12 protein-coding genes are annotated in these 14,243 nt (G+C 65.0%); 2 read left to right on the top strand and 10 right to left on the bottom strand.

Annotation, left to right across the window (positions count from 1 at the left end):
• Positions 1 to 56: 56 nt before the first annotated feature.
• Positions 57 to 368, bottom strand: coding sequence for an EthD family reductase (locus tag ACFWF1_RS16245; RefSeq protein WP_379282776.1), 312 nt, complete (start codon positions 366 to 368; stop codon positions 57 to 59).
• A gap of 153 nt (positions 369 to 521) precedes the next feature.
• On the opposite strand from ACFWF1_RS16245, the gene ACFWF1_RS16240 reads away from it, so the two are divergent.
• Positions 522 to 1,457 (top strand): LysR family transcriptional regulator, encoded by a 936-nt coding sequence (locus ACFWF1_RS16240; protein WP_379282775.1) that lies wholly within the window; start codon positions 522 to 524, stop codon positions 1,455 to 1,457.
• Between the two features lie 106 nt (positions 1,458 to 1,563).
• On the opposite strand, the gene ACFWF1_RS16235 is transcribed toward ACFWF1_RS16240, so the two are convergent.
• Genes ACFWF1_RS16235 through ACFWF1_RS16220 form a run of 4 tightly spaced genes read right to left on the bottom strand, consistent with a single transcriptional unit; the run spans position 1,564 to position 6,175 of the window.
• Complete coding sequence (locus ACFWF1_RS16235; protein WP_379282774.1) at positions 1,564 to 2,583, bottom strand: ABC transporter permease; 1,020 nt, start codon at positions 2,581 to 2,583, stop codon at positions 1,564 to 1,566.
• The gene (locus tag ACFWF1_RS16230) at positions 2,580 to 3,548 is read right to left on the bottom strand and encodes an ABC transporter permease (protein ID WP_379282773.1); all 969 of its coding nucleotides are present in this window, start codon (positions 3,546 to 3,548) and stop codon (positions 2,580 to 2,582) included. The genes ACFWF1_RS16235 and ACFWF1_RS16230 overlap by 4 nt, the downstream gene beginning before the upstream one ends.
• Positions 3,541 to 5,076 carry a sugar ABC transporter ATP-binding protein gene (locus ACFWF1_RS16225; RefSeq protein ID WP_379282772.1) on the bottom strand — a complete coding sequence of 512 codons (1,536 nt, stop codon included), beginning with the start codon at positions 5,074 to 5,076 and terminating at the stop codon, positions 3,541 to 3,543. Before ACFWF1_RS16225 ends, ACFWF1_RS16230 begins: the two co-directional genes overlap by 8 nt.
• A 22-nt stretch (positions 5,077 to 5,098) precedes the next feature.
• Positions 5,099 to 6,175, bottom strand: coding sequence for an ABC transporter substrate-binding protein (locus ACFWF1_RS16220; protein ID WP_379282771.1), 1,077 nt, complete (start codon positions 6,173 to 6,175; stop codon positions 5,099 to 5,101).
• A 171-nt stretch (positions 6,176 to 6,346) separates the two neighbouring features.
• Here ACFWF1_RS16220 and ACFWF1_RS16215 point away from each other — a divergent pair, with 171 nt between their 5' ends.
• Positions 6,347 to 7,351 carry a LacI family DNA-binding transcriptional regulator gene (locus tag ACFWF1_RS16215; protein WP_379282770.1) on the top strand — a complete coding sequence of 335 codons (1,005 nt, stop codon included), beginning with the start codon at positions 6,347 to 6,349 and terminating at the stop codon, positions 7,349 to 7,351.
• A 111-nt stretch (positions 7,352 to 7,462) separates the two neighbouring features.
• On the opposite strand, the gene ACFWF1_RS16210 is transcribed toward ACFWF1_RS16215, so the two are convergent.
• The 5 genes from ACFWF1_RS16210 to ACFWF1_RS16190 all read right to left on the bottom strand — a co-directional run bounded on the left by ACFWF1_RS16210 (position 7,463) and on the right by ACFWF1_RS16190 (position 14,184).
• Positions 7,463 to 8,371, bottom strand: coding sequence for a hypothetical protein (locus ACFWF1_RS16210; RefSeq protein WP_379282769.1), 909 nt, complete (start codon positions 8,369 to 8,371; stop codon positions 7,463 to 7,465).
• A gap of 237 nt (positions 8,372 to 8,608) precedes the next feature.
• A complete protein-coding gene (locus ACFWF1_RS16205) occupies positions 8,609 to 8,992 on the bottom strand; it encodes a MerR family transcriptional regulator (RefSeq protein ID WP_379282768.1) in 384 nt (127 codons plus the stop codon).
• Between the two features lie 11 nt (positions 8,993 to 9,003).
• On the bottom strand, positions 9,004 to 9,753 hold the full coding sequence (locus tag ACFWF1_RS16200) for an SDR family NAD(P)-dependent oxidoreductase (protein ID WP_379282766.1): 750 nt from the start codon (positions 9,751 to 9,753) through the stop codon (positions 9,004 to 9,006).
• An 841-nt stretch (positions 9,754 to 10,594) separates the two neighbouring features.
• Complete coding sequence (locus ACFWF1_RS16195) at positions 10,595 to 11,494, bottom strand: phosphotransferase enzyme family protein (RefSeq protein ID WP_379282765.1); 900 nt, start codon at positions 11,492 to 11,494, stop codon at positions 10,595 to 10,597.
• A gap of 26 nt (positions 11,495 to 11,520) precedes the next feature.
• Positions 11,521 to 14,184 carry a tol-pal system YbgF family protein gene (locus ACFWF1_RS16190; protein ID WP_379282764.1) on the bottom strand — a complete coding sequence of 888 codons (2,664 nt, stop codon included), beginning with the start codon at positions 14,182 to 14,184 and terminating at the stop codon, positions 11,521 to 11,523.
• Positions 14,185 to 14,243 lie beyond the last annotated feature (59 nt).

Here is a 14,243-nt window from a genome sequence, read left to right as displayed (position 1 = left end):
CCCTCCGGCGGACAACGGATTCGGCGCCACGCGTGCCGGAGCGCACCGACAGCGTCTCAGCCGATGCCGTCCCGCACCGGATAGTCGATGACAACCACACCGCCGGTGGCGTAGTTGACGACATCGGCGGCCGCCCGCCGGCCGTACTCCGACGCCCGCGACGCGGCCAGGGCGGCGGCGTCTTCGAAGTCGGCTTCGAAGACCGCGAAATACGGCGCCTCTCCCTTGGCCGCCGCCACGTCGAAGCTGTAGCGGCACCCGAGCAGGCCGGGCCACTTCATGACCAGCGGCAGGTGGTTGGTCACGTAGTAGTCGCGGAAGTGGTCAGGGTCGGCAGGCTTGGGGTAGAGGACCAACAGCCTATGCATGACTACCTCCTACAGCGCCAGGTGTGCGTGCGGTGTCCGGTACCACGGTCGGTTGAATCGTCATATGCGCAGGTTAGGGCCTGATGTGTAGTCGAGGGAAAGACCGGGACGCGATAGACTCAGAACGGATCGTTATCAATCGAGGGAGTGCATATGGCGCCGGACACGGTGAGCCTGCGGTACTTTCTCGTGCTCGCGCAGGAGTTGAACTTCACCCGCGCGGCCGCCCGGATCGGTATCGCACAACCCGCACTCAGTGCCCGGATGCGCCGATTGGAGGCCGAACTCGGTACGAGCCTGCTGGTTCGTAACACCCGCAGCGTCGTATTGACCACGGCCGGTGCGGCTTTGGCGGAGTCCGCGCCGCCCGCGCTGGCGGCGCTGGACCGGGCATGGGACACCGCCCGGAACGCGGGAGCCGGCGAACTGGGCACGCTGCGCATCGGATACAGCCTCAGCACCGGGGCCGAAACGGCACCGGCCCTGGTAGACAAGCTCATTCACAGCAGCCCCGGACTCGAGGTCAGCGCCGTCCCGATGACGACACCGGAGATCTCCCCCGCCGTCGCCGACGGCCGCATCGATGCCGGGATCACCCGCGGTGCACAGCCGGGCCGTGACGTACGCCGGTACCTGCTACGGCGTCAGCGCACCGGAGTCCAACTGGCACAACACCATCCGCTCGCCGGACACCCCGAGATCGAGATCGCCGCCGCGGCCGCCTATCCGTTACGACTCCCCGACCGCACAGCCAACCCCGCGATCCACGATCAGCTGGCCGCACTGTTCCGCGACGCGAACCCCCAATTCCACACCCCCGCAGTCTCTTTCGACCTGTCTCAGCGCGACCTACACGACGGGCGCACCCTCGCCCCGGCCGGCGAAGCCGCGATCACGGTTCTCCCGGCCGGTCTCACCTGGCGTCCCCTGCAAGGCGCACCCAGCCTGACGATCCACCTGGTCCTCCCGCGCGAGCAGTCAGCACTCCACCGCCGCATCCGTACCATCGCCAAAACCCTGGCACACGAACAACACTGGCTGCCGTGCTCAGTGGAAATGGTTCGATCTCAGTCACTTCCGCCACGCTAGGACACCGGCACCAACCCACTCGATACACAAAATTGCGCGGTATCCGGCAATACCGGATGTTCTGAACCGCAATAGTTTGTTGGTTTCGATCGATGTCGAGGCGCGATCACTCTCGGCGCACGTAGCCGAGCAGCCGCTGCAACACGACCACTACCAGCAGGAAGGCACCGCTCACCACGGACTGGTAATTGCTGTCGAGGGTGCCGATTTCGTTGATGATGTCCTGAATGACGTTGCGCAGCAGGACACCGAAGATGGTGCCGATGACCGTGCCCACGCCCCCGGTCAGCAGCGTGCCGCCGATCACCACCGCGGCGATCGCGTCCAGTTCGGTGCCGACGCCGATGACGGTGACCCCGGATTCGAGATAGGCCGCGGTCATCGCACCTGCGAACCCGGACAGCAGTCCGCTGAGGGTGTAGACCAGGATTTTGGTGCGGATCACCGGCAGGCCCATGAGTACCGCGGAGCGTTCGGAGCCGCCGGTCGCGAACACGACCTGACCGAAGGCGGTGCGCCGCAACAGCACCGCGCCCGCCGCGAACAGCAGCAGGGTGAGGTAGACCGGGTAACCGATGCCGAACAACGTGCCACGGCCGATCTCCAGGAAGGCCTGTCCGCGTTCGATTTTGTAGGTGGTGGCGCCCTCATCGGTGATAGCGAGCAGTAGCCCACGGGCGAACAGCAAGGTCGCCAAGGTGACGATGAACGGCGCCATGCCGGTTCGAGCCACCAGTATGCCGTTGATCATGCCGATGAGACCGCACACCGCGAGCGGCAACAGCAGCGCCGTCACGAACCCCCACTGCGATCCGTACGCGGCCAGCACGCCGCCGAGCGCATACACCGAACCTGCCGACAGATCGATCCCACCGGAGATGATCACGAAGGTCATGCCGAGCGCGATCACGGCGAGGAACGAACTCTGCATCGCCAGATCACGCATATTGGTGCCGCTGCCGAAATGCGGCAGCGTCACCCAGGCGACACCGGCGACCGCGACGAAAACCACTGCGGCGGGCTGCTTCTGCAGCAGCTCGAGCAGGAACCGAACGCTTTGGGCGGCAGTCGAATCGGCAGCGCCGATGCGAGCCCGGCGTTCGGCCGGCCGGATCGTAGTGCTCATCGGCTGTTCCGCTCCCGCGCGACATACACGGCCGCGACGATGATGACCGCCTGCACCATCTGCGCGGTCGAGGACGGCAGATCATGCTTGATCAGGGTGGCCAGCACCAGTTGCATGAGCAGCGCACCGGCCACGGTGCCGACCACCCTGACCTTGCCGCCGGTCAAGGGCGTGCCGCCGACGACGACCGCGGTGATGGCCGAAAGTTCCATGAGCAGACCGACATCGGCCGGATCACTGGCGCGCAGCCGGGCGGTGGCCAGCACCCCCGCCAACCCGGCGCACACGCCGCAGATCGCATAGACGGTGATGAGCACCCGCCGGACCGGCAGTCCGGCCAGCTCGCTCGCCGATCGGTTGCCGCCGATCGCCACCAGCTGGCGGCCGAAAGTGGTTCGGCGAATGAGCAATCCGGTGCCGACGGCAAGCACCGCCGCGATCAGCACGCTGATCGGAATGCCGAGCAGGTCACCGGAACCGAGGGTGAGGAACGACGCGTTCTTGATGTCGACGAGCTGCCCGTTCGCGATCACCAGCGCTAGCCCGCGCCCGCCGACCAGTAGCGCCAGCGTGGCGATGATGGGTTGAATGCCGATGCGCGCCACCAGAATTCCATTGAACACCCCCGCCGCCAGACCGACCAGCAACGCGACAAGCACCGCCGCCGCAGGCCCATAGCCGAGATATTGCGGAATCATCGCGGCGGCCAGCGCCATCACCGCGCCGACGGACAGGTCGATGCCCTCGGTCCCGATCACCAGCGCCATGCCGAGCGCCACGATGATCACCGGCGCCGCCTGCAGCAGCTGGGTGCGTAAGTTGGTGAGCGTCAGGAAGTTCGAGGTCGCCACCAGGTTGAACAAGATCAGCCCGCCGAGCGCGGCGTACACGCCGTACGCCTGCAACCAGACCGTGGCCCGGCCCCGCCACGCAGGCGGCCGCCGGACAGCAACCTGCTCAATCATCCGATTCCCCTTCGGCTTCCGGTGCCTCGGCGAGCGCGGCCAGCACATTGCTCTCGGTCAGCTGATCGCCGACGAGTTCGCCGACGGTCGCCCCGTCACGCAGAATCAGCAGCCGGTCGGCGCCGTCGAGCAACTCCTCCAACTCCGAGGAGATGAGCACGACGGCCAGCCCCGCGTCCGCGAGCTCGTCGATCAGCGCCTGGACCTCGAGTTTCGCGCCGACGTCGATGCCGCGGGTCGGCTCGTCCAGCAGTAACAGCTTGGGCTGCAGGCACAACCAGCGGGCGAGCATCACCTTCTGCTGATTGCCACCGGAGAGTTCGGACACTTGCTGCTCCGGACCGGAAACCTTGATCCGCAGCCGAGTGATGAAGGTGTCGACGATCCGATCCTGTTGCGCGCGGCTCACCAACCCGAACCGCGACAGCCGCGGCAACGCGGCGAGCACGATGTTCTCCCGAACCGACAACTCCGGGATGATCCCGTCCGCCCGGCGGTCCTCGGCCAGCATCGCGATGCCTGCCGCGATCGACGCGGGCGTACTGCCGGATCGAACGGACTTACCGCCGATGACGACCGACCCGCGATCCAGCGGCAGCGCCCCGAAGATGGCCCGCGCGGTCTCGCTGCGCCCGGAACCCAAAAGCCCGGCCAGCCCGACGATTTCACCCGCACGCGCGGAGACCGAGACACCGGTGAGCCGGTGCCTGCTGGCCAGATCCTCGGCACGCAGCACCTGTTCGGCCGCGGCATGTTGATCGTCGCTGAAGTTGGTGGCGCCGTGTGCCTTGATCTCGCCGATATCGCGGCCGAGCATCATGGCGATCAGCGGCAGCCGTCCGAGTTCGGCCAGCGGCCCGGTATGCACCTGCTTGCCGTCCCGTAATACGGTGACCCGGTTGCAGATTCGATAGAGCTCGTCGAGCCGGTGGCTGACATAGACGACGGCGATCTCGCGTTCGTGCAGTCGCTCGATCACCTCGAACAGCGTCTCCACCTCGCGCGGTTCCAGCGCGGAGGTCGGTTCGTCCATGATGACCACCCGCGCGTCGATCGACACGGCGCGGGCCAGCGCGACCATCTGCTGCGCGCCGACACCGAGGCTGCGCAGTGGTTTCCGGACATCGTCGGCGATGCCGAATCCGGCGAGCAACTCGGTCGCCATCCGGTACATCCGGCGTTGATCGATGAGCCCCAACCGATTTCGCGGTTCACGGCCCAGGAAGACGTTGTGCGCGATGCTCATCATCGGGATGAGATCAACCTCTTGGTAGATCGTGGAGATGCCCGCCCGCTGCGCGTGCAGCGGGGTCGGGAACACCGCGGGTTCGCCTCGATAACGCAGCTGCCCACCGTCGAGCTGGTAGACGCCGGTCAGCGCCTTGATGAGGGTGGATTTGCCCGCGCCGTTCTCACCGACCAGCGCGTGCACCTCACCGGGGCGCAGAGTGAACGACACGCCATCGAGCGCGCGGGTGCCACCGAACTCCTTACGTGCCTCGACGACCTCGAGTACCGGTTCGATCATCGGAATCTGCTTGCCGGCGCGCTCAATACGAGTTGGCCGCCTTCGCGGCGGCGTTCGTTTCGTCGTACTCGTCATCGGAGATGATCACGGTCGCCGGGATGGCCGCGCCGTCCTCGAACTGTTGCAGCGTCTGGAAAGCCAAGGGCCCGAAGCGCGGATTCGACTCGACCACCGCGTTGTACGAACCGTCGACGATGAGCTGGACCGCATTGTGCGTGCCGTCGACCGAGACGATTTTGATGTCGGTTCCCGGTTTCTTGCCCGCGCCCTTGATGGCGTTGACCGCACCGATGCCCATCTCGTCGTTCTCGGCGTAGACGGCGGTGATGTCCGGGTGGCTCTGCAGCAGCTGCTCCATCACCGACAGTCCCTTGGAGCGGTCGAAGTCACCGGTCTGCTCGGCGACGATCGTCAGCCCCGGTGTGCCGGCCAGCTTGTCCTTGAAACCCTTTGTGCGGTCGGTGGTTACGTTGTTGCCGGACGAGCCGAGCAGAATCGCGATCTTGCCCTGGCCGCCGGTCACCCGGATCATCTGATCGGCCGCGCGCTTGCCCTGCTCGACGAAGTCGGAGCCGATGAAAGTCAGGTAGTCCGTGCAGGGTTGGGAGGTGACCTTGCGGTCGACGGTGATCACCGGCACCTGCTTGGCCTTGGCCGCGTCCAGCGCCGGTTGCAGCCCATCGGAATTCAGCGGTGCCACGATCAGCGCCCGCACGCCCTGATCGAGCAGCGACTTGATGTCGCTGATCTGCTTGTTGAGATCGCTCTGCGCGTTCGTGACGACGAGATTGCCCGACGGAATGCCCAGCGCGGCAGCCTGATCCTTGATCGACGCGGTTTCGGTGATCCGGAACGGGTTGGCCTCCTTCTCCGATTGGGAGAAGCCGACTTTCGCCGTTTTCAGGTCGATCTTCGGGTAGCCGGTCTGGGCCAGCGTGCAGGTCGACTGCCCGCTCGGCTGGGTCGCCGCCGCGGACGCGGCGGGACCGGCCCCGGTGGGCGCGGTCTTGTCCGTCTCGGATTTCGCACATCCGGACAGGGTGAGGCCGACCGCGGTGGCGACCGCGGCGACAACGACAGTGGTCTTGTTGACTGGCATCGGTAACTCCTTCAGGGCACCCCGTCGAGGGCGGGAGCGCGACCCGATCCCCGCTGCCGTGCGAGGCGTCAGATGAGTTTTACAACGTTGGAACAACGTTGTAAGTAGTTTGGAGAAATCCGTCGGGAATTGGTTTCCACGGACTGGCCGATCGCGAGGAGGAGCAGCGCAGTGGCCGCCACCCTCAAAGACGTTGCGTCCCTTGCCGGCGTCTCCATCAAGACCGTGTCGAACGTGGTCAACGGCTACGACTTCGTCAAACCGGAGAACCGGCGCAGGGTGCTCGCCGCGCTGGAGGCCACCGGCTACCGCCCGCACCGCGGCGCCCGCAACCTCCGCCGCGGCCGCACCGGATTCATCGCCCTGGTCCTTCCGGAACTCAACATCCCGTACTTCGCCGAACTGACCGGCCTGATCATCACCGCCGCCCACCGACACGAGTGGGGCGTTCTGATCGAGCAAACCCAGGGCACCAGAAGTCAGGAACGCACCGCCCTCGCGTCAATGGGCCCATACCTGATCGACGGCGCCATCGTCAGCCCGCAAGCACTCGAGGCCGCCGACTTCGCCGAACTCTCTCCCGCCGTCCCCCTGGTCCTGCTCGGCGAACACGCCGTAGACGTCCCCTTCGACCACGTAGCCATCGATAACGTTCGCGCCGCCCGAACCGCAGTGGGCCACCTGGCCCAGATCGGCCGCCGCCGCATCGCCGCCATCGGCCACAACCCGCACCGCGGCACCGCCGCCCTCCGCCTGACCGGCTACCGAGAAGCCTTGGCCGAAGCCAACATCCCCGAACGCAGCGAACTGATCGTGACCGCCCTCGAATACCACCGCCGCGACGGCGCCGAAGCCATGAACCACCTACTAGACCTCCCAGACCCACCAGACGCCATCTTCTGCTTCAACGACCTACTAGCCCTGGGCGCCATGCGCAAAGCCGCCGAACGAGGCCTACGCATCCCCGAAGACCTGGCAATAGTCGGCTTCGACAACACCGAAGAAAGCGCCTTCAGCATCCCCTCCCTAACCACCATCGCCCCCAACAAATCCGCCATAGCCCAAACCGCCGTAGACCTCCTCCGCCGCCGAGCCACCGAAACCTTCCCCACCCAAGACCTCCAAATCCCCTTCACCCTCGAAATCCGCGAAAGCACCACCCCGACCACGGTGTGATCGCGCGCCGAGTCGCCGGGGAGACCGCTCACCCCTTCTGCAAACCGCTCACCACGTATAGCGGGTGAGCGGCTTCCAGAAGGGGTGAGCACATGGGTCGCGATTGGGTGGTTAGATGCGGGCGGTGGGGAGGTGGGTGCCGAGTCTGGTTGTGTTGCGGGCGGTTTCGGCGGCTGTCGCCAGGTGGGGTAGCCAGGCGGTGGGGGTGTCGAGGTCGCGCCAGGTCCAGCGGGCTACTGTCCAGCCGAGGCGGCGGAGGGCGTCTTCGCGGACTTTCTCGGCGATGACTACGTCCTCGGGGTTCAGGGTGCCGCGGAGTTCGCCGCGATACTTGATCTCGCCGTCGAATTCGCCGATGACACCGTGCTCGGGGAACAAAAAGTCGACTCGTGCCACCAGCGATTTCGTCGGCGTGAGAATGCGCGCCTGCAACTCCGGAGCAGGCAGCTTCAGCTGGCACATCGCGACGCGGCTGCGCGACTCACCGGGGCTCTCGGCACGCCCGTCGAGAAACTCGACAACGCGGCTCGCTTGCGGGCGACCGGTCCGCCCCTTTGCTCGCTCCAGCTGTTCGCACAGTTCGTCTCGGGTCGTTTTGCCGAGCCGCAGGGCCGCGTCACCGACCACGACGGCCTGCTCGAACGGCACTGTGCGGGCGAGATCGACCACTGTGCGCGCCACGGTTGTCACCGGCAACTCGTCGACCAACTCCCATTCGTCGGGCGCGATCGGCATCGAATGCACGACCGACCTTCGGCGGACGCGCCCGCCGGCCCGCCGGTTCCGGCCCAGATGCACACGCGCGAGCGGAATCTTCCACACCGGCAGCCCGTGCACGATCGCCGCCGACACATGCGTGACTACGACGGAGGACTCCGCCGCGGCGACGACCGCACGGGCCAGCACGCAATGACGTTGCTCGACAGTCAATCCCACGGCCTCGGCGGATTCGACATACAGCCCACGGTGCACTCGCCGCCAGCCCCGCCCCTGCAACTCGTGATCCGTGAACCCCGCCATAACGGCATCTCGCCGACGGATCGGCACAGGAATCTCCACCCGCTCAATCCTCACCGCCCACACCCGCTCCCACACCCCCCTCCGAGCCAAATGTGCACAACTCCGGGGGTGTGGACAACCTCGAGTTCCGACCGCTCACCCTCTCTAAAAGCCGCACACCACCTATAGCGGGTGTGCGCCTCATACAAACAGTGCTCACTCTGCGGGACTCCACGGACAGTGCTATTCACCGGTGGCTCAGCCTGCTTCGCGCAGTGGCCCAGAGGGGGACTCGCCGTGACCTTCTTTCAGGAGGGCGGCGAGGCGGTCTCGGGTTGCGGTGAGGTCGTCGAGGGTGGATTGGATGGTGGAGAGTTTGCGGGCGATGGCTTCGAGGCTGGCAGGGCAGGTTGGGTCGAGGTCGGTAATGGCGTCCAGGCAGGGGACGAAGTGGCGGATCTCTTCGGCGGTGAAACCGACCGAGAGCATGCGGCGGATGTTTTCGACTCGGCGGACTGCCAATTCGTCGTATTCCCGGTATCCGTTGGCGGTGCGGGTGTCGGGTAGCAGCCCGCGTTCCTCGTAGTAGCGCAGGGCGCGGCGGGTTGCCCCGGTCCGCGCGGCCAAGTCACCGATCCGCATGCCGCGTCACCTCATCCTGCGCTCAGACCACCGTCTACCCGGATCACCTGACCGGTCAGATAACTGGCTTCGGCGCGGGCCACTGTCACGATCCACCAGGCTATCTCGTCCGGATCGGCGACCCTGGCGAGCGGGATGCGGCTCATGAATTGCTTGGCCAACTCATGTTGTTCCGGCGTCAGACCCGAGTTCGCAAGGATCGGCGTGCGGGTCATACCGGGCGCGATCGATACGACCCGGATCCCCCGATCGGCCAACTCCAGCGCCCAGGTCTTGGTGAGAAAGTCCATCGCCACTTTGGTCGCCCCATACACCGAGGCCCCTGGCCACCCTCGATGCGGCGAATTCGAGGTGACATTGACGACAACCCCGCCACTACCGATATGCGGCAACGCGGACTGCGTAAGAAACAGCGGCCCAACAAGATTGGTCGCAATCTGCTGTTCGGCGGCTTCCGCTTCGATTGCCCCGAGCGGAGCAGGCCGAGTAATCCCCGCATTGTTCACCAACACATCGATCCGACCGAACCGACGAACCGCCGCCTCGACAATCGCAGCCCGCCCATCGGCAGTACCAACATCAGCCACCTCGACCTGCACCGCACTACCCGCAGCAGTCTCCACGAGCGTCTCCACAGTCCGCCCGGTAACCAACACCTCCGCCCCCCGAGCAGCAAACTGACGCGCGACCGCCCGCCCGATCCCACTCCCCCCACCGGTAACAACCACCGCACGCCCAACCAACGACATCGACTCACTCATGCCCCGACGCTAAACCTTGCCCCCAGGGTGAAGGTCAAGCCTGAGGCCGATTGCAGCAGATGACCATCGCGGTTCGTGGCCCGATCGTTCACTTGTGCGGCGCGCGATCCGAGCCGCGCTACCGCTACAGCGCGGGACGTCCGCCATCGCCATATATGCCGAAGTCCTCACCGCGGAGGTAGGCAGCATGCTGGGCGTCAGCGCGAGCTGCGATCTCCCGGGCGGCCCGTCGCCTTTCTATGACGCGAACACACACGAGTGCTATGGCGCTCACGACTAGCACGGCCACCCCACCCGGTATGTTTCGATATTCCCCGTTCACTGCGTTTCCGATACAGATGCCGATACCGGCAACGATCCCGATCAACGCCGTTGTCTTCGGATATCTCCGAACCATCCCGACGACCCACCAGAAGACCCGTTTCGCCTGCTCCGGATACGCAAGGCACAGCAACAGGACACCGACCGGCCAGCAGCAGACGAACAGCAGAACCCAGGTGAGAATGGGTACTTCCGAGAGGGACCGCGGCGCGTTGGACCTAGACTGAGCGGCCCGTTTGTGTTGAGTTCGCCCCGCATATGGCAGGGAACGATTCCGCGTCCGCCGTCCCCGTGAGACACCGGCCGAGAATGGGCCGACACCTACCCCGAATCCACGGTTGGACGCTCCAACCCTGACTCCGAACAGGCCCCCGCCGATCCCGAACCTCACATCCTGTTCATCGCAACCAAGACACCGACTGCTACAAGCCCATATCGCAATCGAAGTTGAGGCCGCCAAAAGTCTGCATTCGATGCAAACGGCGTTGATGAGCCGACGTTCCGCCGCAGGTTCTCAGGGCTAGAAGGCGTGCCATCGTCGTTGGCGGTCGCCGGCGCGCAGTGAATCGATGCGGTGGGCGAATTCTCGAGCGCGGTCTGCGCTGTGGTCGACGAGTTGCATGAGCCAGGTGGTCATGGTGAGTTCGCGGACGCCACTCATGATGGGGAATCCGGACCACTGGGTGACGTCGCGACCATAGATGCGTACGTAGGATTCGTACTCCTGCTGGGGCAAATCGAACCGTTGCAACGCCATCGCGGTGGTAGTGAGATCCCATTCTCGTGGCCCCCACGCGACGACCTCGAAGTCCGACAGCAGCGGGCCTGCGGCGCTGACCATGACGTTGCCACGGTGGGCGTCTCCGTGAATCACCCCGAGCGGGGCGTCGAAGGTCAGCGTCGCGTACTTGGTGCGTAACTCTTCGTACAAGTCGGTCAAGTACGCGACTGCGTCCGGGTCCGCGTTTCCGGGGTCGGCCAGTCTCGTCGGCACCGCGCTGAACGGGTTGAACTGGGGCAGTGTGAATTCCGGTGCTGGTAGGGCGTGAAAGTCGCGCAGCAGCACTGCGAGGTCGTCGAGTGTGGCTTCGCCGACGATGTCGACCTCATGCCAGAAAGTGACCAGGCGTTGGTCGGCCTCGATGGGTTGCGTCAGATGTTCGGCGACTCGGACTGCGGGATAGTCGTTCTGGTCCAGCCAGCGGGCGACGGCTAGTTCGCGTTCCACCCGATCACGGTTGGCCACCGTACGGGCGATACGCGCTACAACCCCCTCTTGCGGCAGGATGAAGATCGCATTCTCACCAAGCCTGATGAGCTCGGCCTCCGATTGCTTCAATCCGTTTGTAGTACAGGCGGATTCCAATGCGCGGCGGGCGGTTTCAGCGGTGAACTCACTGCCGTTGGCCTGTCCTGTCATCTGCGCGAGTCTAGTTGGGTGGCCGCTCACGCGGGGCAGTCCAGCCCAAGAGCCGAGCGACGGTCGTTGATCAATCGTGCCCACCGGATGGCCGGTTGGGTGGTATCGATCCAATGCGCGCGGGGCAGATCGGGCGGAGGTTCTGTGTCGTCGAAGAAATGGGTGATCTCGACCAGATAGTTATAGGCGCCATTCGATGCGTGTTGACGCAATCGGTCGCGGGCGGTTTGCAGCTCAGCTTCTTCGCTGCGAAGCGCATGGTGGAAACAAACGGCAAGTCGAATGTAGGCGACAGACGAACCCAATCCCGACTCGGCAGCCCTCGCCTCCAGTTCCGCTGCCTGCTCAGGCAGGTCCGGTTCGGCCCCCGCATCCCTCAGAAGACACGCGATTTGCACGTGCATATCGCCCCAGTTCAGTCGCACGCGACGCAAGAGATCGCAGGCCAAATCTATCTGGCCGTCCGCACGACCACGGTCCTGAAAAGAGGCGGCGAGGGCAAGTCCTGCCTGGCACAACGCCGCATCACCAGGGTTGTGATCTTCCCTCGCCAGATCTCTTCCAGTGCTGTAACTTTCGCATGCCCTGGCAATATCGCCATGTAGCCACCAGATATGCCCGAGTGCACGGTGATAGCCGGAGTTGTGGTCGAGTGATCCCAACGCCTCGAGCGCGGTGGGGAAATCACCGAAGTGGCGAGCGATATGTGCCAGTCCCCGGGCAGCGTCATGTGCTCGGGGACTGGTTCCGGCAGCGACCCGGTGCAGGTTCGCGGCCGAGGATTCGTACTGCCCCAGGTGCCGTTGACATTCGGCGAGGTAATAGCGCGCCATATCGGCTGCCTCGTCAGGCAGCAGCCCGGTGTCCAGTATCGCGGTCAGCTCCTCGATGGTCTCGCTGCGGTGGACCCGCTGACGGCGTGAGATTGTGTGCGCTGCCCGAGCCAATGCGGCCGCGGGAGTGGTGGGGGCCTCGGCCGAACTGAAAGCGGGAATCTCGATCGGCTCCCAGATCTTCTTGTCGACATAGCGCCACGCGGCCGAGATAAGCCAGCCCAGCGGGAGCTCGTAGTCGTCGGCGATCCGCAAACCCTGTGTCAGACAGGACAAAAGCCGCCGTCGATCCTGCGCCTGCACCACCGCGGGTAACTGTGCTCCGAGGGTCTCGAAAGTGCGTTGCGCCGCCCGGTGCCAGTCTGCGGGCGACCACCTGTCGTCGGTGGTTTCGTCCGCGTCTCGCACGGTTTGGCGCACCAGATCGTGGAGCCGGTAGGGCCACGGCGCATCCGGATCGTTCGTCACAAACGGGCGCTCGACAAGATTCAATGCTGCGGCGTCGCGGTCCAGACCTGCCGCTGCGGTGGCGAGGTCGATACTGAACGAATCGAGCAGGCTGACCGTTCTCAACACGGTCCGCTCCGACGCCGTCAGATCCCGAACGATCCGCGCAACCAGAGCTGGAAAATCACGGTCGAATGCTTCCGGTCCCGGTATGGCTCCGGACGCTTCCATCGCATCGAGGAACTGCATCACCGAAAGGTCCAGATGCAATGGCAGACCATGCGATCGAGTGGCGATCTTCGCGCGCACCGCAGTGGGGATCACCGGCTCGCCGTCATGAGTAAGGCGGCTGCGCAAATACAGCTCGCGATCATCGTTGGACAGATATCCGACCAGATGCTGACACGGCTCAGACGCACACCCCGGCGCAAGCCCCGGCCATTTCAACGGTCCTGCGTGATCGAGTTGCCCGTCCAGGGCGGGATCGTCCCACTCCAATCGGTTGCGTCCGGTGATGATGAACAACACATTCGGCATCAACCAGATCACCCGCTGGAACAACCGCTCCAAATCTCGGTGCACCCGGTCCCCGAGCTCTTCGAATGTGTCGAGGAGAACCACCGGCGTCCCCGACTTTTTCGCGGGCAGCTGCGCCAGATCCCAGGCCAGCAGGTGGGCGAAGTAGCTGAGGGTCTCGACGTCCTGGTCGGCTTCGAGCAGATCCGCCAGCCGAGTGCACCGCGCCAACGTCCGCACGGCTTCACGCTTCTTACGCAGCGCGTCCACCAAACCGCGAACAACGGTGGTCGCCACCGAGCCGGCGACTGTCGGCAACGACAACTTGTCGGCGACGTCCTCCATCACCGACCGCATATGGTCGGTCAACGATGCGACCGAGCCCGCTCTCCGCAAGAACCCGTGACGCTGCAGATAGCCTTCCAGCGGCTCCTGCGGGTGGTTGACATCCCAGTAGTGACGCAACGCCAGATCAAAGGCCGGCATCCGTTCACCGAGCCGCCCGACCGCCAACCGGATCGCCAACATCGCTGCCTCGAAATCAATCCCAGCCTGCGGTGCCAAGTCGATCCGCACCGGCATCAACCGACCTATATTCTCCGGCAGCTGGGACCAGCACACCGAGTCGTCGGTATTTCCCCCCGACAGACATTCCTCGAGCTGCCGCGACAACGCCGTCTTGCCGATCCCGCCGACGCCATAGAACACCAGCACATTCCGGCGCGGGCGCCCGAAATCAACTACCGAGAATCCCGGGGCGCCCACGCTGGACTTGTGCGCACGAAGACTACGAACAGTTGAGTCCCACTCGTCGTGACGGTTGGTGAACACTTCTTGCGCGGCAAGACCTTCCCGCGTAGAGCGGAACAACAGCCGCAGATCCGAACGCGCCATCAGTCTTCCCCCATCAAGCACAATCACTCGCGTGGTCTAGCGCGAGCCTCTGAGGCATC

The organism is Nocardia sp. NPDC060255 (genome assembly GCF_042727395.1).
Taxonomy (GTDB): Bacteria; Actinomycetota; Actinomycetes; order Mycobacteriales; family Mycobacteriaceae; genus Nocardia.
The sequence above is the reverse complement of the archived record's forward strand: the minus strand, read 5'-3'. Positions and strand labels throughout refer to the sequence as shown.

Excerpts from the sequence above, each read along its gene's own strand:
- ACFWF1_RS16195 (WP_379282765.1), bottom strand. The coding sequence starts at position 11,494 with ATGACAGGACAGGCCAACGGCAGTGAGTTCACCGCTGAAACCGCCCGC.
- ACFWF1_RS16205 (WP_379282768.1), bottom strand. The coding sequence starts at position 8,992 with ATGCGGATCGGTGACTTGGCCGCGCGGACCGGGGCAACCCGCCGCGCC.
- ACFWF1_RS16225 (WP_379282772.1), bottom strand. The coding sequence starts at position 5,076 with ATGATCGAACCGGTACTCGAGGTCGTCGAGGCACGTAAGGAGTTCGGT.
- ACFWF1_RS16230 (WP_379282773.1), bottom strand. The coding sequence starts at position 3,548 with ATGATTGAGCAGGTTGCTGTCCGGCGGCCGCCTGCGTGGCGGGGCCGG.
- ACFWF1_RS16210 (WP_379282769.1), bottom strand. The coding sequence starts at position 8,371 with ATGGCGGGGTTCACGGATCACGAGTTGCAGGGGCGGGGCTGGCGGCGA.
- ACFWF1_RS16245 (WP_379282776.1), bottom strand. The coding sequence starts at position 368 with ATGCATAGGCTGTTGGTCCTCTACCCCAAGCCTGCCGACCCTGACCAC.
- ACFWF1_RS16190 (WP_379282764.1), bottom strand. The coding sequence starts at position 14,184 with ATGGCGCGTTCGGATCTGCGGCTGTTGTTCCGCTCTACGCGGGAAGGT.
- ACFWF1_RS16220 (WP_379282771.1), bottom strand. The coding sequence starts at position 6,175 with ATGCCAGTCAACAAGACCACTGTCGTTGTCGCCGCGGTCGCCACCGCG.
- ACFWF1_RS16200 (WP_379282766.1), bottom strand. The coding sequence starts at position 9,753 with ATGAGTGAGTCGATGTCGTTGGTTGGGCGTGCGGTGGTTGTTACCGGT.
- ACFWF1_RS16235 (WP_379282774.1), bottom strand. The coding sequence starts at position 2,583 with ATGAGCACTACGATCCGGCCGGCCGAACGCCGGGCTCGCATCGGCGCT.
- ACFWF1_RS16240 (WP_379282775.1), top strand. The coding sequence starts at position 522 with ATGGCGCCGGACACGGTGAGCCTGCGGTACTTTCTCGTGCTCGCGCAG.